Origin of the sequence: Variovorax sp. OV329 (genome assembly GCF_900114785.1) — a bacterium.
Lineage (GTDB): Bacteria > Pseudomonadota > Gammaproteobacteria > Burkholderiales > Burkholderiaceae_C > Variovorax.
On the sequence record NZ_FOUG01000008.1, the window covers coordinates 19,382 to 38,994 of the forward strand.

Here is a 19,613-nt window from a genome sequence, read left to right on the forward strand (position 1 = left end):
GGAGAAGCAGGTCATGCTGACCATCTACAACGAGCGGCATGCGCTGCACCAGGGCCGCATGGAGATGTTCCGGGGCCAGCTGGTGCCCAGCTTCGAGGTGCCCGCGCGGGCAGACTTCGTGTTGCGCGAACTGCAGTCGCGCGGCCTTGGGCCGGTCAGCGCCGCGGATGACTTCGACGAGGCCCTGCTGAGCGCCATCCACGCGCCCCGCTATCTGGACTTCCTGGCTGGCGCGTGGGAGGAGTGGATCGCGCTCGACCCGGCCAACGCCGCGCTCGACGTGCTGCCTTCGTACTGGCCCGCGCTGGGCATGCGGCGCGACGTGCTGCCCACCAGCTTCCCCGCGCGCGTAGGCCTGTTCGCCTTCGACGCAGGCACGCCGCTCATGTCCGGCAGCTGGCAGGCCGCACGCCACGGCGCCGCCACCGCCTGGACCGCGGCGCGCCGCGTGGCCGGCGGCGAGCGCGCTGCCTTCGCGCTGACGCGGCCGCCCGGCCATCACGCCGGCGCCGACTTCTACGGCGGCTACTGCTTCCTCAACAACGCCGCCCTCGCGGCGCAAACGCTGCGCGACGCCGGCGCCGCGCGCGTGGCGGTGCTGGACGTGGACTACCACCACGGCAACGGCACGCAAGCCATCTTCTACGAGCGTGCCGACGTGCACGTGGCCAGCCTGCACGGCGACCCGCGCACCGACTACCCCTACTACCTGGGCCATGCGGACGAGCGTGGCGAGGGCGCGGGCCTGGGCTTCAACCACAACCTGCCGCTGGCCCGCGGCACCGATTTCGCCAGCTGGCGCGCCGCCCTGGGCGTGGCGCTGCAGGGCATCGCCGCCACGGGCGCCGAGGCGCTGGTGGTCTCGCTGGGCGTCGACACCTTCGAAGGCGACCCGGTGGCCGGCTTTAGCCTGAAGAGCGAGGACTACCTGCGCATCGGCGAGGACATCGCCCGCGCCGGCCTGCCCACGGTCTTCGTGTTCGAGGGCGGCTACGCGGTGGCGGAGGTCGGCGTCAACGCGGTGAACGTGCTGCAGGGTTTCGCGCAGGCCGCCTGAGTCGCCGGAGTGACCCCTTGCGGGTGAGCCCCGATTGCCGCTCGCCCGTGGCACCGGCCCAATGCGCGCTCCTGACACCCGCGCCATCAAGGAGGCCTTGTCCCATGTCCCGACGCAAGCTGATTCTTCGCACCGCATCCCTGGCCGCGCTGGCCAGCCTGGCCTGGCCCCTGGCCGCCCAGGCGCAATCCTTTCCGAGCAGGCCCATCAAGCTGGTGATCGCCTTCCCGGCCGGTGGCCCGACCGACATCACCATGCGCCAACTGGCCGAGAACGCCGGCAAGGCGCTGGGCCAGCCGGTGATCGTAGAGAACAAGCCCGGCGCCGGCGGCACGCTCCCTGCCCAGGCGCTGCAGACCGCGGCGCCCGATGGCTACACCGTCGGCCAGATCCCGCTGGGCGTGTTCCGCATCGGCTACACGACCAAGATCAACTGGGACCCGGTGAAGGACATCAGCTACATCATCAACGTCACCGGCTACGCCTTCGGCATGGTGGTGCCCAGCGACAGCCCCATCAAGGACTGGAAGGAGTTCGTCGCCTATGCCAAGGCCAACCCGGGCAAGCTCACTTACGGCTCCACCGGCAACCTCACCAGCCCGCACCTGACCACCGAGTTGCTGGCGCAGCAGGCCGGCATCCAGCTGCAGCACGTTCCCTACAAGGGCAATGCCGACCTGATGCAGGCGCTGCTGGGCGGGCACCTGATGGCCGCTTCCGACAGCACCGGCTGGGCGCCGCACGTGGAGTCGGGCAAGCTTCGCGTGCTCAACACCTGGGGCGACAAGCGCCTGGCCAAGTTCCCCGACGCGCCCACGCTCAAGGAACTGGGCTACGACATCGTCCAGAACTCGCCCTTCGGCATCGGCGCACCCAAGGGCACGCCGCCGGATGTGGTGAAGAAGCTGCACGACGCCTTCAAGCAGGCCATGGACGAGCCCAGCTACGTGGCCGCGCTGGGCCGCTACGACATGGTGCCGATCTACATGAACTCGGCCCAGTACACCGCCTTCGCCGAGGACACGGTGAAGAAGGAGAAGGCGCTGATCGACAAACTGGGGCTGGCCAAGGGCAACTGACCTCGTCCGGGCTGGCGGCGGAAAGTCGGCGGTCCTGGTGAAAAAGCCCGGTTTTTCGACCGTTGGGTCGGCAAATCTTGAGGCCACAATGCGACACCTAAGAAACAAAAGGTGTCGCAATGACTATGGGGACGAGGTTGGGGACGAGGGTCGAGAGGGGTTCCGTTGCCATGGCCCTGGCGGCCGCCGCCGGCTTGCTGGCGTGCGGTCTGGCGGGGGCGCAGGCGCCCCAGTCGCCGCATGCGGGGCACGCAATGCCGGCGTCACCGGCGGCGGCGCCGCAGCCCGAGGCCGACCTGGCCGACCTGCCGTCGCACCCCTGGGTGGTGGTGCCGCCCAGCTGGTCGCCCGAGGCCTACTTCACCAACCTCAAGGATGGCGCCAGCGTCGAGTCGCCCTTCGTGGCCCGCTTCGGCCTGAGCATGCGAGGCATCGTGCCGGCGGGCAAGACGGCCGGCCGTGCCGGCCACCACCACCTGCTGATCGACCAGCCGCTGCCGCTGGACTTCAAGAAGCCGCTGCCCTTCACCGAGAAGTACGTGCACTTCGGCAAGGGCCAGATGGAGGCAGTGGTGGACCTGCCGCCCGGCAGCTACACCCTGCGCCTGGTGCTGGCCGACCAGGGACACATTCCCTACTTCGTCTACAGCAAGCCATTGCGGGTCACGGTCGCGAAACAGAACAAGGACGTGAAGCCGGCCGACGTGCTCGGCCCACCGCGCATCGAGGTGATCGGCGCGACCGAGCGCGGCACGGTGCAACTGCCGCTGCGCATGCAGTTCCACGCCAGTGGCTACAACGTCTCGCACGTGGCGCCCAAGGTGGACGGCACCGGGCACTTCCGCCTGACGCTGGACCGTGCCGGCCAGAAGAGCGAGGTGATCGAGCTCGACGGCGGGCAGACCGAACTGTGGCTGAACCCGCCCAAGGGCGACTACAGCGCCAAGCTGGACTTGATCGCCAACGGCGACGGCAAGCCGATGACGCGCGCCAAGCCGGTGAGCTTCACCGTGCCCTGAACGCTAGGCGCTGAACTCCGGGCGCTACCGCGCGGCCAGGATGGCGCGCGCCACTTCCTCGAAGCCCGCGCCGCGCTCGCCCTGCGTGACGTAGGTCGGCAGGTCCGACAGGTGCGGCACGAAGCGCGCGATGTTGGCCACGCCCACGCTGTGCTCGAAGTAGTGGAACATCAGCGCATCGTTGGTCGAGTCGCCTACGAAGGCCCAGCGCTGGTGCTCTGCGCGCAGGTCGCGGTTCCAGAGCTGGCGCACGATCCAGTGCGCGCCTTCCAGCTTGTTGTGGTCGCCGAACCAGCCGTTGACGTGGATGCTGCTCACGGTGGCATGCATGCCGGCCACGCGCATGGCGACGACCACCTTGTCGATCTGCGCGTCCGACAGCTGCGCGAATTCGCTGTGATCCACGGCGATGTCGCACTCGCGGCCGGCGGAATCCTGCGCGCGTCGCGCGCCGGGAATGTCGCGCTCGATGCCGGCGAGCACTTCCTGCATGCGCGCATGGTTGCGCGCGCGCGTGGCTTCGTCCTGCTGGTAGAGGCGCGCGAGCTGGCGCTGGCCATTCGCGTCGGGCTCGCCGGTAGGCAACAGCGCCATCGCGCCGTTCTCGGGAACGATCGCATCCACCGGCCAGCGCGAGGCGAAGGGCACGCTCCAGCCCACCGGCCGTCCGGTGATCGCCACCACGTGCAGGCCCGCCGCCCGCAGCGCGCCCAGCGCGGCCACCGTGCCCTCGGGCACCTCGCCATCCGTGGTGAGCGTGTCGTCGATGTCGGTGAAGACGCCGATCAGCTGGCGCCGGTCGGCCGCGGGCCAGTCGGCCAGCGGGCGCATCGGGCTGGCTTTGCCGGCGGTGCTCATGCCGCGGATTGCAGCGCCAGGCCGGCGTGCTCGCGCAGCGGGTGGAAGTGGATCTTGGGGAAGCGCTCCTGCGCCAGGCGCACGTCGTAGGGGCTGGTGCACAGATAGGCCAGCGTGTCGGCCGCGTCCAGCGCCATGCGCTGCGGATAGGCGTTGACGAATTCGCGCAGCTCGGCCGGCGTGTCGGCCGTTATCCAGCGCGCGCCGGTGTACTGGCAGCCTTCCAAGCGCACGTCGGCGTCGTACTCGCTTTTCAGCCGATGCTGCACCACTTCGAACTGCAGTTGGCCCACCGCGCCCAGCAGCATCGGGCCGCCGACCTCGGGGCGGAAGACCTGGATCGCCCCTTCCTCGCCCAGCTGCGCCAGGCCCTGCTGCAGCTGCTTGGTGCGCAGCGGGTTCTTCAGCACCACGACCATGAACAGTTCGGGCGCGAAGAAGGGAAGGCCGGTGAACTGCAGCGAGGCGCCGTCGGTGATGGTGTCGCCCAGCTGCACGCCACCGTGCGTGGTGAAGCCCACGATATCGCCGGCGTAGGCCTCGTCCACCGCCTCGCGGCGCTGGCTCATGAAGGTGACCACGCTGGTGGGACGCAGTTCCTTGCCGGTGCGCTGCACCTTGAGCTTCATGCCCGGCGAGTACTTGCCCGAGGCCATGCGCACGAAGGCGATGCGGTCGCGGTGGTTGGCGTCCATGTTGGCCTGCACCTTGAACACCACGCCGGCGAAGTCCTTGTCCTCGGGCTGGATCTCCTTGACCACCGGCTGGCGGTTCACCAGGGTGGTGCTGATGCGCGGCTGCGGCGGCGGCGCCAGGTCCACCAGCGCGTCGAGCACTTCCATTACGCCGAAGTTGTTCACGCCGGAGCCGAAGAAGACGGGCGTCTGCTTGCCGGCGAGGAAGGCTTCGTGGTCCCACTCGGGGGACGCGCCCGCGGCGAGTTCCATGCTTTCCAGGGCGGCGTCGAACTCGCTGCCGAAGCGCTGCCGGAGCTGGTCCTGCTCGGACAGGGGAATGGCCTCGAAGTCCTGCGGGCGGCGCTCGCTGCCGGACTCGAAAACCGTCATGGCCTGCGTGCGCAGGTTGACGATGCCGCCGAAGCGCTTGCCCTGGCCCACCGGCCAGGTCATGGGCACGCAGGGCATGCCCAGTTCGCGCTCCACTTCGTCCAGGATGTCCAGCGGCTCGCGCACCTCGCGGTCCATCTTGTTGACGAAGGTGATGATAGGGGTGTCGCGCTGCCGGCAGACCTCGATCAGGCGCCGCGTCTGCGCTTCCACGCCGTTGGCCGCGTCGATCACCATCAGCGCCGAGTCGACGGCGGTGAGCACGCGGTAGGTGTCTTCGGAGAAGTCCTTGTGGCCGGGGGTGTCGAGCAGGTTGATGACGTGGTCGCGGTAGGACATCTGCATCACCGACGAGGCCACCGAGATGCCGCGCTGCTTCTCGATCTCCATCCAGTCCGAGGTCGCGTGCCGCGAGGCCTTGCGGGCCTTCACCGAGCCGGCGATCTGGATCGCGCCCGAGAACAGCAGCAGCTTCTCAGTGAGCGTGGTCTTGCCGGCGTCGGGGTGGGAAATGATCGCGAAGGTGCGGCGGCGGCGGGTTTCGGGGGCGTAGGACATGGCGGGAGCGCGAAGCGTGCTGCGCGCCAGCGGGCGCGCTCGGGCTGCGAGGGCAAAGCGCGCAATTTTACCGGCCGCAAGAAAAAGGGCCGTGGCTGGTGACGCCACGGCCCTTCGGTGCCGTCAGGGGCGCCTGCCGATCAGTTCATCAGGCTGATCTGCATGTAGCCGGCCGTGCCGGCGGGGATGCTGTCGGCACCGATGATTGCAAAGAGGCCCGCGCCCTGCATGGCGAAGTAGGCCACGCCGGAGCCGCTGATCTCGCGCATGCCGTCCGGGCGGCCGGCACCCATCGCGAGGTAGACATTCGCTGTCTGTACGGCCGTGCCGTTCGTGGCGATGCCCGTGCGTGTCGACGTGCCCGCTTGCATGTCGATCCGGCCCCACGACCCTGGCGTTGCGCTGCCGTAGCCTGTGCCGGTGGGCCAGGCGGTGGAATCGGGCAGGCCGATGCGGAAGATGGTGTCCGTCGATCCACCTGCCTGCTTGCCGGCCGACAGGTAGATGTAGGCGCCTTCATGCCTGGCCATGGCGAAGCTGCCTAGGGAAGCGCCGGTTCCATCGACGATGCTCCAGGTGTCGTCCGTCGCGCCTGGCTGGATCGAGTAGGTCGCAATCGAGGTGCACAGGTCGATGCGCGGGATGGTGTTGTCCAGGCACTGCCGCATCACGGTGCCGCTGCCGGAGATCTCCACCTGCATGATCTGGGACGCGGTCGAGCCGATCGTGATGCCGAAGCGGTTGAACACGCCATCGATGGCGGCACGGTTCTTCTCCAGGGCGCGAGAGGCGACGAAGGGCTTGATCTCGTAGCTCGCCAGCGTCTGGGCATTCGCGAAGGGGAAGCCGCCGACGATGGTGTCTCCCTTGACCCTGAACCTGGCCGTGTTGGCGGTCGTGGTCACGCGGCTGCTGGCAAAGACGTAGGTGCCGGCCTCGGCGCTGTCTGCGCTGAAAGTGCCGGACGCGTCCACGTCGCCCATGTTGCTGCCGCTGAAGGCGTAGCTGCCGGCGTCGAAGTTCAGGGCCAGCGTTTCGCGCGAGCCGTTGGTCGCGTAGACCTTGTAGCTGCCATTGCGGACGTCGCCCGCCCCCAGCTGGAAGGTGACCGTCTTGTTCCCGGTGGCGGCCGAGGCGCTCAGCGTCAGGGTGGCAGCACTGGTGGCCGTGTTGAGAAGCTGCGCCTGCCATGAACCCGTCGAACTGCTGGCGTTGGCGAGCTGGACCTGGGCCCCCGAACTCGTCCAGGTGGCGGCGGCGCTGGCGGCGACGCTGACGGTGTCGCCGGGCTTCACGCTGTACGTGTCCATGCTGGCGCTGTCGGCACCGTTGATCTTCACGGACAGGGTCAGCGGCGCCGGGGCGCCGCCGCCTCCCCCGCCTCCTCCGCATCCTGCCAAGGCCAGGCTGGCCGCTGCCAGGACGGCAGCCATTCCACGAACAAAACTCATCGCTGGACTCCTAGTTATCTTTTGAATTTCCGATGCGCGCAGGCCCTGACTCGACCCGTGCGCCGCAAATGTAAGAAGAAGTTAAGGCAGATCGCCCCATCAAAGTTGATAGGAATGGCCAAAATGGCGACGCACTGTTGCAACCTGTTGACGCGCCTGTTTCGCAAATCAGGACGCCGACTTCGTCGATTGGTGCCAATGCGCACGGCGCCTCGTCCGCCTTTGCGTAAAATGCCCTCTTCCGAGGAGCGTTGCAGCGCCATCAGGCGTGAGGCTCGGATCCACATTCGCAACGACGCTCGCCCGCTGTCTCGCGGTGAGCCTTCACTCGCTCCCCCTGGCCGGCGGTCCACGTAGCAACCCGTCTGGAGTTCCCATGAGCGCTGTTCTCAAATCCAATGCTTCTTCCGCCGACCAGGCCATCGCCGACATCTCCCTTGCCGCCTGGGGCCGCAAGGAAATCCGCATCGCCGAGACCGAGATGCCCGGCCTGATGGCCATCCGCGACGAATTTGCCAAGACGCAGCCCCTGAAGGGCGCGCGCATCACCGGCTCGCTGCACATGACGATCCAGACCGCGGTGCTGATCGAGACGCTGCAGGCGCTGGGCGCCACGGTGCGCTGGGCCTCGTGCAACATCTTCTCCACGCAGGACCACGCTGCTGCCGCCATCGCCGAAGCCGGCACGCCCGTGTTCGCGATCAAGGGCGAGAGCCTGTCCGACTACTGGGACTACACCCACCGCATCTTCGACTTCGGCCCCAAGGACTCGAAGGGCGAAGGCCCGAACATGATCCTGGACGACGGCGGCGACGCCACGCTGCTGATGCACCTGGGCCAGCGGGCCGAGAAGGACCAGAGCGTGCTGGCCAACCCAACCAGCGAGGAAGAGCGCATCCTCTTCGCCGCCATCAAGGCCAAGATCGCCCAGGACGCCACCTGGTACACCCGCAAGTCCGCCGAGATCATCGGCGTGACCGAGGAAACGACCACCGGCGTGCACCGCCTCAACGAGATGTCGGCCAAGGGCACGCTGAAGTTCCGCGCCATCAACGTGAACGACTCGGTCACCAAGAGCAAGTTCGACAACCTCTACGGATGCCGCGAGTCGCTGGTGGACGGCATCAAGCGCGCCACCGACGTGATGATCGCCGGCAAGGTCGCCGTGGTCGCCGGCTACGGTGACGTGGGCAAGGGCTCGGCGCAGGCGCTGCGCGCCCTGTCGGCGCAGGTGTGGGTCACCGAGATCGACCCCATCAACGCCCTGCAGGCCGCCATGGAAGGCTACCGCGTCGTCACGATGGAATACGCCGCCGACAAGGCCGACATCTTCGTGACCACCACCGGCAACAAGGACGTGATCACGCACGACATCATGGCCGCCATGAAGGACCAGGCCATCGTCTGCAACATCGGCCACTTCGACAACGAGATCGACGTCGCGTCGCTCGAGAAGTACCAGTGGGAAGAGATCAAGCCGCAGGTCGACCACATCATTTTCCCGAACGGCAAGCGCATCATCCTGCTGGCCAAGGGCCGCCTGGTGAACCTGGGCTGCGGCACGGGCCACCCGAGCTACGTGATGAGCTCGTCCTTCGCCAACCAGACCATCGCGCAGATCGAGCTGTTCACCAAGCCCGATGCCTACCAGGCCGGCAAGGTCTACGTGCTGCCCAAGCACCTGGACGAGAAGGTCGCGCGCCTGCAGCTGTCCAAGCTGGGCGCCCAGCTCACGGTGCTTACCGACGAGCAGGCGGCCTACATCGGCGTCGACAAGAGCGGTCCCTACAAGCCGGACACGTACCGCTACTGAGCGGGCCGCACGCCCGTTCCGCTGCGACGTGCGCGCAGACCAGTTGCTCGTCGAGCGCGGCCTCGCCGCCTCGCGCTCCCAGGCCTCCCGCCTCATCGCGGGCGGCCTGCGCTGGCGCGTGGCGGGCGATGCGGCCTGGCGCAGCGTCGCCAAGAACGGCGAGGAGGTGCCGGCATCGGCCGAACTCGAGCTGGCCGACAACGCAGAGGCGCGCTACGTGTCCCGCGGCGGGCTGAAGCTGGAAGGCGCACTGGCGTCGGCGGGCATCGAGGTCCGCGGCTTGCGCTGCCTCGACGTCGGCCAATCCACCGGCGGCTTCACCGACTGCCTGCTGCAGCAGGGTGCCGAGCAGGTGGTCGGCGTCGACGTGGGCCACGGCCAGCTGCATCCGCGGCTGCGCGGGGATGCCCGGGTGCGGGCGGTGGAAAAGGTCAATGCGCGTGCCCTGGGCACGCAGGACCTGGTGGCCGCCGGCGACAGCGGCGTACCCTTCGACCTGGTCGTGGGCGACCTGTCCTTCATCTCGCTCACGCTGGTGCTGCCGGCGCTGGTACCGTTGCTGGCGCCGCAGGGTCGGTTGCTGATGCTGGTCAAGCCGCAGTTCGAGCTGCAGCCCGGCCAGGTCGGCAAAGGGGGCATCGTGCGGGATGCGTCGCTCTACCGGCAGGTGGAGCAGCGGCTGCGCGATGCCTGCGGGCAGCTGGGCCTGCAGGTCATCGGCTGGCACGACAGCGCCATCTCCGGTGGCGATGGCAACCGAGAATTTTTCGTTCATGCCGCGCGCCCCGCGGGCGGCTAGATTTCCTTCAGGAGGCCCCGTGGACCTTCCCTTGAGTTTCGAGTTCTTCCCGACCAAGACGCCCGAAGGCGCGGTCAAGCTGCGCGCGGTGCGCCAGAAGCTGTACGGCATGAAGCCGGAGTTCTGCTCCGTCACCTACGGCGCCGGCGGCTCCACGCACGAAGGCACCTTCGGTGCGGTGCGCGAGATCCTGTCCGAGGGCAGCGATGCCGCCTGCCATTTCTCGTGCATCGGCGCCACCCGCGCCACGGTGCGCACGCAGCTGGCCGAGCTCAAGGCCATGGGCGTGAAGCGCCTGGTGGCCCTGCGCGGCGACCTGCCCAGCGGCTATGGCGCGGGCGGCGAGTTCCTCTACGCCAGCGACCTGGTGCGCTTCATCCGCGAAGAGACCGGCAGCGATTTCCACATCGAGGTGGCCTGCTACCCCGAGGTGCATCCGCAGGCCCGTTCGCCCGAGGCCGACATGCAGGCCTTCGCGACCAAGGTGCGGGCCGGTGCCGATTCGGCCATCACCCAGTACTTCTTCAGCCCCGAGGCCTATTTCCGCTTCGTGGACGAGGCCCATGCGCAGCAGCTGGACCTGCCGATCGTGCCGGGCATCATGCCCATCACCAGCTCCACGCAGCTGATGCGCTTCTCCGACGCCTGCGGCGCCGAGATCCCGCGCTGGGTGCGCCTGCGCCTGCAGAGCTTCGGCGACGACACCGAGTCCATCAAGGCCTTCGGTCTGGACGTGGTGGCCCAGCTGTGCGAGCGGCTGATCGCGGCGGGCGTGCCGGCGCTGCACTTCTACACCATGAACCAGGCAGTCGCCACCTTGGGCGTCCTGCAGCGGCTGGGTTGGAAAACGCCCTCGTGAGCATCGGCAAGCGCTGCGCCGCCTGGGCCGCAGCGCTGGCCACCGCGGCGCTGCTCGGCGCCTGCGGTGCGCCGGGCGAGCGCCAGGGCGAGGACCTGCGCCCGCTCTCGCGCCAGCCCTCGGTGCCCGCGGGCGCGCCGCGCTCGCGCGTGCCCTCGGTCAACTACGAGCTGGGCACGCCCGGCACCGGCGACGACCTGCCCGACGACGGCGTGCCCGGTGACAGCGGCACACGCGAGGTGTTCCAGCGCGGAGGCGCCTCGTGGTACGGCATCCAGTTCCACCAGAAGAAGACCGCCAATGGCGAGCGCTTCGACATGGGCGCGATGACCGCTGCCCACAGGACCCTGGCCTTCAACACCCGCGTGTGCGTGCGCAGCCTGGTCAACGGCAAGGAAGTGCTGGTGCGCATCAACGACCGCGGCCCCTATGCCAACAACCGGATCATCGACCTCAGCCGCGCCGCGGCCGAGGAGCTGGACATGATCGGCCTGGGCATCAAGCAGGTGGCGCTGTCGATCGTCGACCGCGAAGGCATGCGCTGTGGTGGCGAGACCGTGGGCCCGCCACCGCTGTCGACGGTGGACCCGGGCGGCGACAGCGCGTCGGAGACAAAGAAGAAGCCGCAGCCGGCGCGGCGCGCCACCCGGCGGCGCTGAAAGGGCCTCAGCCGCCGGCGTCCAGCGCGAAGGCGGCGTTCCGGTCCTGGCCGAGTACGGCCACCATCTGCGGCAGCGCCTCGGCCAGCTGGGCCTTGAGGGTGTAGGGCGGGTTGATCAGGAACATGCCGCTGGCCGGCAGCCCCGGGCGGCGCGTCTCGCCGGTGGGCGTCGTGAGGATCTTGCTCGACTTCACCGTGAGGCTGGCGTTGAGCCAGGACTTGCCGGCCTTGGTGGCCATGGTCTTCAGGCGCCGCGGCACGTCGTGCGCCTCGGGACGCGGAATGATCGGATACCAGACGGCGTAGGTCCCGGTGGCAAAGCGCTTGAGCGCCTCGGCAATGAAGTCCAGCACGCGGCCGTAGTCGCTCTTGATCTCGTAGCTGGGGTCGCACAGCACCAGCGCGCGGCGCGAGGGCGGCGGCAGGAACTTGGTGGCGCTGCCGAAGCCGTCCTCGCGAAGCACCGTCACCTGCCGGCCCGCCTCCAGCTGGGCGATGTTGGCGGACAGCGTGCGCGAATCCGTGGGGTGCAGCTCGAAGAGCTTGAGCTTGTCGTGGTCGCGCAGCAGGTGCTGGGTGATGAAGGGCGAGCCGGGGTAGATGCGCGCGCTTTCCTTGCCCGCATTGAAGTCGCGCACCACGATCTCGAGGTAGCGCTGGAGTGCCGGCGCCAGTTCGGCCGGCACGCCGGGCGAGCCCTTGCTGGCCAGCAGGCGCATCACGCCCTGGGTGGCTTCGCCGCTGGCGCCGGCGTAGTCGCCGTCCAGCCGGTACAGGCCGGCACCGGCATGCGTATCGACCACCGTGAGGGCGGTGTCCTTTTCGAGCAGGTGGTCCAGCGTGGCGATCAGCACGGTGTGTTTGAGCACATCGGCATGGTTTCCTGCGTGGAAGGCGTGGCGGTAGCTGAACATGGGATTGGGCAAGGCTGGGGCGGCGGACGGCCGCCCGGAGGGGCGATTGTGGGGCCTGCGGGGCGCCGCGGCAGGCCCCTTGGCCAAAACCAGGCTTCCTGGCTATAATGGAAGGCTTCGCAGCGCTTTAGTGGCCCCGCGGCGAAGCAATACTCCCACCTAAGAGGTTCCCATCAGAGGAGCACCGACCGTGGAAAAGGGCCCGCCAAACCATCCTTTTTAAGGACATCTCATGTCTACGTTCAGCGCAAAACCCGCTGACGTGAAGCACGAGTGGTTTGTGATTGACGCGACCGACAAGGTCCTCGGACGGGTAGCCAGCGAAGTTGCCCTCCGTCTGCGCGGCAAGCACAAGGCCATTTATACGCCTCACGTCGATACCGGTGACTTCATCGTCATCATCAATGCAGCTCGCCTGCGTGTCACCGGCGCCAAGTCCCTGGACAAGGTGTACTACCGTCACTCGGGCTACCCGGGCGGCATCACGGCGACCACCTTCCGCGACATGCAAGCCAAGCACCCGGGCCGCGCCCTGGAAAAGGCCGTCAAGGGCATGCTGCCCAAGGGCCCGCTGGGTTACGCCATGATCAAGAAGCTCAAGGTGTACGGTGGTGCAGAGCACCCGCACACCGCCCAACAGCCTCAAGTGCTGGAACTGTAAGGAGCCTTGAGAATGATTGGTGAATGGAACAATGGCACCGGCCGTCGCAAGTCCAGCGTCGCCCGCGTGTTTCTGAAGAAGGGCACCGGCAAGATCACGGTCAACGGCAAGGCAATCGAAGAGTTCTTCGGCCGCCAGACCTCGATCATGATCGCCAAGCAGCCGCTGTACCTCACGGACAACGCTGAGTCCTTCGACATCATGGTGAACGTCCACGGCGGCGGCGAATCCGGCCAGGCCGGCGCGACCCGTCACGGCATCACCCGCGCGCTGATCGACTATGACGCGAACCTCAAGCCGGTGCTGAGCCAGGCTGGTTTCGTCACCCGTGACGCGCGTGAAGTCGAACGTAAGAAGGTCGGTCTGCACTCCGCACGCCGCCGCAAGCAGTTCAGCAAGCGCTGATCGCCTGCTTCCTGCGTACTTCGCCAAAAGACCGCCTTCGGGCGGTTTTTTGTTGATTGCGCTAGCATTTCAGTATTGGCGCCCCCAGATCCAGTGGGTTGCCTCATCCAAAGCAGGAGTCCTCACCCATGAGCGCCGTTGCCGAAAACGTCCAGACCCAGATGCCCGAGCCCATCGTCTTCACCGACAGCGCTGCTGCCAAGGTGGCGGACCTGATTGCGGAAGAAGGCAATCCCGACCTCAAGCTGCGCGTGTTCGTGCAGGGTGGGGGCTGCTCGGGCTTCCAGTATGGCTTCACCTTCGATGAAGTCACCAACGAAGACGACACCACGATGACCAAGAATGGCGTGTCGCTGCTGATCGACGCCATGAGCTACCAGTACCTGGTGGGCGCCGAGATCGACTACAAGGAAGACCTGCAAGGCGCGCAGTTCGTCATCAAGAACCCGAACGCCACTTCGACCTGCGGGTGCGGTTCGAGCTTCTCGGCCTGACGCGAGATTTCACCCGGACAGAAGCCGCCTTCGGGCGGCTTTTTCGTTTGGGGCGCCTAGAACAGGTAACTGCCCCGCAGGCGTACGAAGTTCTCACCCGGGTTGGGCTCGCGGATGCCGCCGTTGGACACGTGCTGGAGGCGCATCGACAGCTCGTACTGCCTGTGTTCGCCAAAGTTGAAACCCAGCCCCAGGGCCTCGGTGAACTGGAAGTCGGTGCTGAATTCGCGCGAGGGTGTCTGGTAGTGATGGTCCATGGTGCTGATGCCGAAGCCGGCATCGGCGAACCAGGGCGAGCGCCCCTCGTCGAAGCGGTAGCGCAGCGTGGCGATGACACCCAACTGCAGGTAGTTGCGGCGGCCGTCGGTGGTCGATGGCGCGCGCCAGCCGCTGCCGAACACATCCCAGTAGAAGTCGGTCCGGCTGTTGCGCAGCGTATCGGCCGGAGAGCCCGACAGCAGCACGCCGGCGGCGACCGCATGCGTGTTGCCATCGCTGTGAGGCGCCACGCCGCCTTCCAGGTACAGGCCCTTGATCAGGCTTTCCTGTGAGCAGGCGGGAAAGGCGGCCCCAAGCAATCCGAGCGCTGCGACGCCGGCGACCAGTGCCAGGCGGGCGCCCGAGCGCAGGAGCCCGAGTCTGCGTGACTCGGCTGGCCTTGCCGGCGGGGTGGCAGGCACGGTCGGGTGGCACTCGCCTGTTGTTCGCATCGATTGTTCTTGTGGCGGGGTGGGCTGCACGGCAGCGTACCGCCCAGGAAGGTTCAATGGTGGCGGCAGGGTCATGACTGCCGTGCAGGCTTCGCTCCCTTGGTCGCGTGGCCGGACGATCGCAACGCCCCGGGGCGCCGCCAGCGATGTAGCCGCTCAGGCCGGGTAGATGGCGCCCAGGATGCGCGGACCGCGCGCACCGGTGACGCTGGCCAGATTGCCGGGCTGGCGCCGGATCGCCGCGTGGGCGAGCCAGGCGAATGCCGCCGCTTCCACTTCCTGCGGTGGCAGGCCGCGCTCCGCGGACGAGAGCACCTGCACTCCGGGCAAGAGGGCGGCCAGGCGTGCCATCAGGTGATCGTTCAGGGCGCCGCCGCCGCAGACCACCAGTTGCCCGATCGTGCTGCCATGGCGCTGGACCTCGGCGGTGCAGACGCCGGCCGTGAGCTCGGCCAGCGTGGCCTGCACGTCCTGCGGGCGCGCCTCGATCCCCTGCAGTTGCGCGGCCAGCCAGGTGGGATTGAACAGGTCGCGGCCGGTGCTCTTGGGCGGCTTGCGCGCAAAGAAGGGCTCCGCCAGCAGGCTGTCCAGCAAGTCGGGCAGCACGGTACCGCTCGCGGCCCACTGCCCGCCGGCATCGTAGGGGTGGCCCAGGTGGCTCTGGCACCAGTGGTCGAGCAGGGCATTGCCCGGACCGCAGTCGAAGCCCAGCACCGCTTCGCCAGCGCCGGCTCGTCCGGCCGGCAGGAGGCTCAGGTTGGAGATGCCGCCGATGTTCAGCACCCCGATGGCCTGGTCATCCCTCGAGAACAGCGCCCGGTGGAAGGCCGGCACCAACGGAGCGCCCTGGCCGCCGGCCGCGAGGTCGCGGGTGCGGAATTCGGCCACCACGTCGATGCCGCTCAGCTCGGCCAGCAGGGCTGGGTTGTTGAGCTGCAGGGTGTAGCCCACCTCGTCGAACTCGAGTGGGCGGTGCCGCACGGTCTGCCCATGCGCGCCGATGGCGACCACGGCATCCGGCGCGACGCCCGCGCCCTCGAGCAGGCGGGCGGTCAATTCGGCATAGACGCGCGCCAGCGAATTGCCCGCCAACGCTGCGCGGTGCAGCTCATCGATTCCGCCGGGGGTGTTGAGGGACAGCAGCTCGGCGCGCAGGGTCGCCGGGAAAGGGGCGCCGGCATGGCCGAGGACCTGGATGCCGCCGTTGGAGAAATCCGCCAGCACGGCGTCTGCGCCGTCGAGCGAGGTGCCCGACATCAGGCCGACATACAGCTCGGCCGTTGGTGGCTGGGTAGGCGCGCTTGCTTCCCGCATCGAAGGCTGCGCCCGTCTCCCGCAGTTCAGTTGGCGCTGGCCTGCAGCACCGTGGAAGCGGCCGCCAGCTCGGACTTGACCGACTTTGCCGCACGGGCGAAGGCCAGCCGCGCGTTCGCGCTGATCGGAGTGCCGCCGTCCTGCTGGGCGATGGTGGTCGGATCGCGGAATTCGCCGTTCACGCGGAATTCGAAATGCAGGTGCGGGCCGGTCGCCCAGCCGGTGGCCCCCACCGCGCCGATGAACTGGCCCTGGTTGACGCTCTGGCCTTCGCGCACGTCGATGCGGCTGAGGTGAGCGTAGGCCGTGCTCTGGTTGTTGCGGTGGTTGATGATGACGATGTTGCCGTAGCCGGACTGGCGGCCGGCAAACTCGACCACGCCGTCGCCGACACTGCGCACCGCCGTGCCCGAAGCAGCCGCGAAGTCGATGCCCTTGTGCTGGCGCCAGTCGTTCATGATCGGATGCATGCGCATCGCGAAGCCGCTGGAGATGCGCGAATACTGCACCGGCGAGGTCAGGAAGGCCTTGCGGAGGCTCTCGCCGCTGGGGCGGTAGTAGCTGCCCTTCTGGCCGGCTTCCTGGAACCACATCGCCTGGTGCGTCTTGCCGCCCGATTCGAACTCGGCGGCCAGCACGCGGCCCGTGCGCAGGACCTGGCCCTCGGCGTCGAAGCTCTCGTAGACCACGGCGAAGCGGTCGCCCTTCTGGAGCGAGCGGAAGTCCACGTCGCCCGAGAAGATGTCGGCCAGCTGACTGGCGACGGCGTCCGGGATGTTCGCCGCGTCGGTGGCAGCGAAGAAGGAGCTGCGGATGATGCCGCTGGCAAGGCGCGAAGAGGTGGTCAGCGTTTCGGACTCGGTCTTGACCGTGAAGGCCGGACCGACGCGCTCGACCGTCACGCGCTGCAGGCCGCCTTCACCATCGGGGATGAAGCGGGCGCTCAGCCGTTCCAGGCGGCTGTCCTGCGAGGCTTCGGCCGTGACGGTGCGGCCAGGGCGGCTGAGAAGCGCGCTGCGGGCCGCCGCGTTGCCGCGCACGAAGGCGGCGGCCGCGTCGTCGGCGATGCCCAGGCGGCGCAACAGGGCCTCGGCCGTGTCGCTGGCACGGGTCTGGTCGCTGCGGAACAGGGTGTAGTTGAAGGACTCCAGCGCTTCGGTCTGGTCGTCGATGGGGTGGGGCGTGACGGCCTCGAGCACCTGCATCACAGGCAGGTCGGAGGCGTCGGGAAGAGAAGCCACGGCGAATGCACCGCCACCCGCGAACAGCAGCAGGGAGGCAATGGCCGCGGTGATCTGCCGCGGATAGGTTCGCACGGCCTTGGCGACGCAGGAAGCGAGCTTCTCTTCGGCGGCGAGAATACCGTTGATCAAAATTGAGAATCCAGAAAACTTTGTTGTGTCGGCGTAACCGTAAGCAAGATTGCGGCCCGCTCCTACAGAACTGCCCGGCGTCGGCGCCTTGGCAAATGGCGCCGCTTATAAAATCAAGCGCCCGAAGATAGCGGGCAAGTATAACTTTGGCCATAGTGGAAACGGCCATGCTTTACGTAACAGTCAAATGAAGGCCGATTCAACTCCGATGCCACCTCTTTCCGACGCAGTGGCTCAGGCCCTGGCGATTTCCCTGCGGGGCGCCGATGAACTCCTGCCCCAGGATGAATGGGTCAGGAAACTGGTCCGTTCCGAAGCCACCGGCACGCCTTTGCGCATCAAGCTGGGCCTGGACCCCACCGCGCCTGACATTCATGTCGGACATACGGTGGTACTTAACAAAATGCGGCAACTCCAGGACCTGGGGCACACCGTGATCTTCCTGATCGGTGACTTCACCACCATGATCGGAGATCCGTCCGGGCGAAATTCCACCAGGCCCGCGCTGACAAAGGAGCAGATCGAGGCCAACGCCGAGACCTACTACCGTCAGGCCAGCCTGGTGCTGGATCCGGCCCGCACCGAGATCCGTTACAACTCCGAGTGGAGCGACCCACTGGGCGCGCGCGGCATGATCCAGCTGGCCGCCAAGTACACGGTGGCCCGCATGATGGAGCGCGACGATTTCACCAAGCGCTTCAAGGCCGGCCAGTCGATCTCGGTGCACGAGTTCCTCTACCCGCTGATGCAGGGCTACGACTCGGTGGCCCTCAAGTCCGACCTGGAACTGGGCGGCACCGACCAGAAGTTCAACCTGCTGATGGGCCGCCACCTTCAGCAGGAATACGGCCAGGAGCCCCAGTGCATCCTGACCATGCCGCTGCTGGAAGGGCTCGACGGCGTCGAGAAGATGTCCAAGAGCAAGAACAACTACATCGGCATCAGCGAGGACGCCAACAGCATGTTCGCCAAGGTGCTGTCGATCTCCGACACGCTCATGTGGCGCTGGTACACCTTGCTGAGCTTCAAGTCGATGGCGGACATCGAGAAGCTCAAGGCCGAGGTCGAGGCGGGCCGCAACCCCAAGGACGCCAAGGTGGCGCTGGCCAAGGAGATCACCGCCCGCTTCCACAGCGCGCAGGCGGCCGACGCGGCCGAGCAGGACTTCATCAACCGCAGCAAGGGCGGGGTGCCGGACGAGATTCCGGAATTGAGCCTCACGGGCGCTCCGCTGGGCATTGCACACCTGCTCAAGCAGGCGGGCCTGGCGCCTTCCACCTCCGAGGGCAACCGCCTGATCGACGGCGGCGGCGTGCGGGTGGACCAGGCGGTCGTCAGCGACAAGGGGCTGAAGCTGGCTGCCGGCACCTATGTCGTGCAGGTGGGCAAGCGCAAGTTCGTCCGGGTGACGCTGGGCGCCTGAGGCCGCCCGGCCCTTCGCCCCCGGGCGTCAGCGCACCACGACCACGACGCGCCGGTTGCGTGGCTCGTCCACGTTGTCGGCGGTCTGCACGGCCAGCTCGCGCTCGCCGCGGCCGATGGCCTCGACCCGGTCGGCAGGGAAACCCTTGCCCACCAGCAACTGCTTGATCTCCTGGGCGCGCCGCATCGACAGGGCGTCGTTGTCGCCCGTGCTGCCGCGGGTGTCGGTGTGGCCGGTGACGGTGATGTCGGCTCCGGCGCGCTTCAATGCGGCCGAAACCACCCCGTCCAGAGCCGCGACCGACTCCGCGGTGAGCGCCGTGCCGCCGGCATCGAAATAAAGATCGAAGTTCTGCGGCTTCGGTGGTGCCAGGTCGAACAGTTCCTTGTTCTTCGCGCGGATCTCGGCCGGGTCGGCCTGGTCCAGTCTTGGCAGCTCCTTGGAGCCGGTCGGCGCCGTGGCGCGCTGGTAGGGCTGTGACACCAACTGCTCGCCGCCCTGGGTGCGAACAGTGACCGAGGAGGGACTGCCGTCTTCCTGCGGCAGCAGGATCACGCGCGTCCCAGGCGTGGAGCAACCGGACATCAGCAACGCCAGTGCGGCGATACCTGCGATTCCTGAGAGCAGGTGGCCGCGCATCAGCTCTTGTCGTCCGCCGTGACGATGAAGTCGGTGCCGCGGATGCCGATGGTGGCTGTCTGCGTGTCGACGCGGATGCCGTCGGGCCGCTTGCCCAGAAGGCCGGTGACCATGCGCAGCGAGCCGCGAAGCAGCGACACGATCAGGCCACCGTTGTGCGTGGTCGAGTCGAACTGGAACTCCTTGAGCTCCAGCCGCGAGGCGGGGCCGATCACCATCATGGTTCCGTCCCGCAGGACCAGGCTGGCGCCGCTGTCGGCATCGGTGTCGATGCGGTCGACGAGCGCGACGGCATCGCCCGACCTGGCAAGGCGCGTGGCGCCCGAGGGTGAAGTGAGCCGCACGGTGCCCTGCACAGACTTGAGGACGCCGGCGTGCTCCTCGGCAGCCTGTGGCTTGGTGTTGGTGGGAGCCATCGATGGCGCAGCGTTCTGGGCAAAGGCGCCGGGGCTTGCTGCG

20 protein-coding genes and 1 riboswitch are annotated in these 19,613 nt (G+C 67.8%); of the genes, 11 read left to right on the forward strand and 9 right to left on the reverse strand.

The features are described 5' to 3' along the window. Positions 1-13 precede the first annotated feature (13 nt). The 3 genes from BM345_RS15110 (at position 14) to BM345_RS15120 (ending at position 3,155) form a co-directional block, all read left to right on the forward strand. The gene (locus BM345_RS15110; protein WP_093380778.1) at positions 14-1,057 is read left to right on the forward strand and encodes a histone deacetylase family protein; all 1,044 of its coding nucleotides are present in this window, start codon (positions 14-16) and stop codon (positions 1,055-1,057) included. A gap of 104 nt (positions 1,058-1,161) precedes the next feature. Beyond that, on the forward strand, positions 1,162-2,136 hold the full coding sequence (locus BM345_RS15115) for a tripartite tricarboxylate transporter substrate binding protein (RefSeq protein ID WP_093380779.1): 975 nt from the start codon (positions 1,162-1,164) through the stop codon (positions 2,134-2,136). Positions 2,137-2,306: 170 nt separating this feature from the next. Then, a complete protein-coding gene (locus tag BM345_RS15120) occupies positions 2,307-3,155 on the forward strand; it encodes a DUF4399 domain-containing protein (protein WP_254789746.1) in 849 nt (282 codons plus the stop codon). Between the two features lie 24 nt (positions 3,156-3,179). Here the strand turns inward: BM345_RS15120 and BM345_RS15125 are convergent, their stop codons facing one another. The 3 genes from BM345_RS15125 to BM345_RS15135 form a co-directional block, all read right to left on the reverse strand. Then, positions 3,180-3,986, reverse strand: coding sequence for an HAD-IIB family hydrolase (locus BM345_RS15125; protein WP_093381141.1), 807 nt, complete (start codon positions 3,984-3,986; stop codon positions 3,180-3,182). A gap of 23 nt (positions 3,987-4,009) precedes the next feature. Beyond that, the gene (locus BM345_RS15130) at positions 4,010-5,638 is read right to left on the reverse strand and encodes a peptide chain release factor 3 (protein ID WP_093380783.1); all 1,629 of its coding nucleotides are present in this window, start codon (positions 5,636-5,638) and stop codon (positions 4,010-4,012) included. A gap of 140 nt (positions 5,639-5,778) precedes the next feature. After that, a complete protein-coding gene (locus BM345_RS15135) occupies positions 5,779-7,089 on the reverse strand; it encodes a hypothetical protein (RefSeq protein ID WP_139237531.1) in 1,311 nt (436 codons plus the stop codon). Positions 7,090-7,326: 237 nt separating this feature from the next. Continuing rightward, a riboswitch (S-adenosyl-L-homocysteine riboswitch) is annotated at positions 7,327-7,397 on the forward strand. A 68-nt stretch (positions 7,398-7,465) separates the two neighbouring features. Here BM345_RS15135 and ahcY point away from each other — a divergent pair. Genes ahcY through BM345_RS15155 form a run of 4 tightly spaced genes read left to right on the forward strand, consistent with a single transcriptional unit; the run spans position 7,466 to position 11,219 of the window. Then, on the forward strand, positions 7,466-8,902 hold the full coding sequence (gene ahcY, locus BM345_RS15140; RefSeq protein WP_093380786.1) for an adenosylhomocysteinase: 1,437 nt from the start codon (positions 7,466-7,468) through the stop codon (positions 8,900-8,902). A 28-nt stretch (positions 8,903-8,930) separates the two neighbouring features. After that, positions 8,931-9,701 (forward strand): TlyA family RNA methyltransferase, encoded by a 771-nt coding sequence (locus BM345_RS15145; protein ID WP_093380788.1) that lies wholly within the window; start codon positions 8,931-8,933, stop codon positions 9,699-9,701. A gap of 19 nt (positions 9,702-9,720) precedes the next feature. Then, positions 9,721-10,560, forward strand: a complete 840-nt coding sequence (gene metF / locus BM345_RS15150) for a methylenetetrahydrofolate reductase [NAD(P)H] (RefSeq protein WP_093380789.1) — start codon at positions 9,721-9,723, stop codon at positions 10,558-10,560. 50 nt (positions 10,561-10,610) lie between these two features. Beyond that, entirely contained in the window at positions 10,611-11,219 is a 609-nt protein-coding gene (locus tag BM345_RS15155) for a septal ring lytic transglycosylase RlpA family protein (RefSeq protein ID WP_175545030.1), read from the forward strand. Positions 11,220-11,226: 7 nt separating this feature from the next. Here the strand turns inward: BM345_RS15155 and BM345_RS15160 are convergent, their stop codons facing one another. Further along, entirely contained in the window at positions 11,227-12,135 is a 909-nt protein-coding gene (locus tag BM345_RS15160; protein ID WP_093380793.1) for a 23S rRNA (adenine(2030)-N(6))-methyltransferase RlmJ, read from the reverse strand. 232 nt (positions 12,136-12,367) lie between these two features. Here BM345_RS15160 and rplM point away from each other — a divergent pair, with 232 nt between their 5' ends. From rplM to erpA, 3 genes are all read left to right on the forward strand, one after another. Next, the gene (gene rplM / locus BM345_RS15165; protein ID WP_093380794.1) at positions 12,368-12,796 is read left to right on the forward strand and encodes a 50S ribosomal protein L13; all 429 of its coding nucleotides are present in this window, start codon (positions 12,368-12,370) and stop codon (positions 12,794-12,796) included. Positions 12,797-12,808: 12 nt separating this feature from the next. Continuing rightward, positions 12,809-13,201 (forward strand): 30S ribosomal protein S9, encoded by a 393-nt coding sequence (gene rpsI / locus BM345_RS15170; RefSeq protein WP_093380796.1) that lies wholly within the window; start codon positions 12,809-12,811, stop codon positions 13,199-13,201. Positions 13,202-13,329: 128 nt separating this feature from the next. After that, entirely contained in the window at positions 13,330-13,695 is a 366-nt protein-coding gene (gene erpA / locus BM345_RS15175) for an iron-sulfur cluster insertion protein ErpA (protein ID WP_093380797.1), read from the forward strand. Between the two features lie 56 nt (positions 13,696-13,751). Here erpA and BM345_RS15180 read toward each other — a convergent pair whose 3' ends face one another. From BM345_RS15180 to BM345_RS15190, 3 genes are all read right to left on the reverse strand, one after another. Beyond that, positions 13,752-14,405, reverse strand: coding sequence for an acyloxyacyl hydrolase (locus BM345_RS15180; protein ID WP_093380799.1), 654 nt, complete (start codon positions 14,403-14,405; stop codon positions 13,752-13,754). 156 nt (positions 14,406-14,561) lie between these two features. Further along, positions 14,562-15,719, reverse strand: coding sequence for an anhydro-N-acetylmuramic acid kinase (locus tag BM345_RS15185; RefSeq protein ID WP_093380801.1), 1,158 nt, complete (start codon positions 15,717-15,719; stop codon positions 14,562-14,564). Between the two features lie 26 nt (positions 15,720-15,745). Next, complete coding sequence (locus BM345_RS15190) at positions 15,746-17,092, reverse strand: M23 family metallopeptidase (protein ID WP_093380803.1); 1,347 nt, start codon at positions 17,090-17,092, stop codon at positions 15,746-15,748. A gap of 208 nt (positions 17,093-17,300) precedes the next feature. Here BM345_RS15190 and tyrS point away from each other — a divergent pair, with 208 nt between their 5' ends. Further along, positions 17,301-18,515 carry a tyrosine--tRNA ligase gene (gene tyrS, locus BM345_RS15195; RefSeq protein ID WP_254789747.1) on the forward strand — a complete coding sequence of 405 codons (1,215 nt, stop codon included), beginning with the start codon at positions 17,301-17,303 and terminating at the stop codon, positions 18,513-18,515. Positions 18,516-18,542: 27 nt separating this feature from the next. On the opposite strand, the gene BM345_RS15200 is transcribed toward tyrS, so the two are convergent. Together BM345_RS15200 and BM345_RS15205 are read right to left on the reverse strand one after the other, a co-directional pair. Next, positions 18,543-19,100 carry an OmpA family protein gene (locus BM345_RS15200; protein ID WP_254789748.1) on the reverse strand — a complete coding sequence of 186 codons (558 nt, stop codon included), beginning with the start codon at positions 19,098-19,100 and terminating at the stop codon, positions 18,543-18,545. Between the two features lie 53 nt (positions 19,101-19,153). Continuing rightward, positions 19,154-19,570: a FecR family protein gene (locus BM345_RS15205; protein ID WP_093380808.1), complete on the reverse strand. Its 417-nt coding sequence runs from the start codon at positions 19,568-19,570 to the stop codon at positions 19,154-19,156. Between the last annotated feature and the right edge of the window lie 43 nt (positions 19,571-19,613).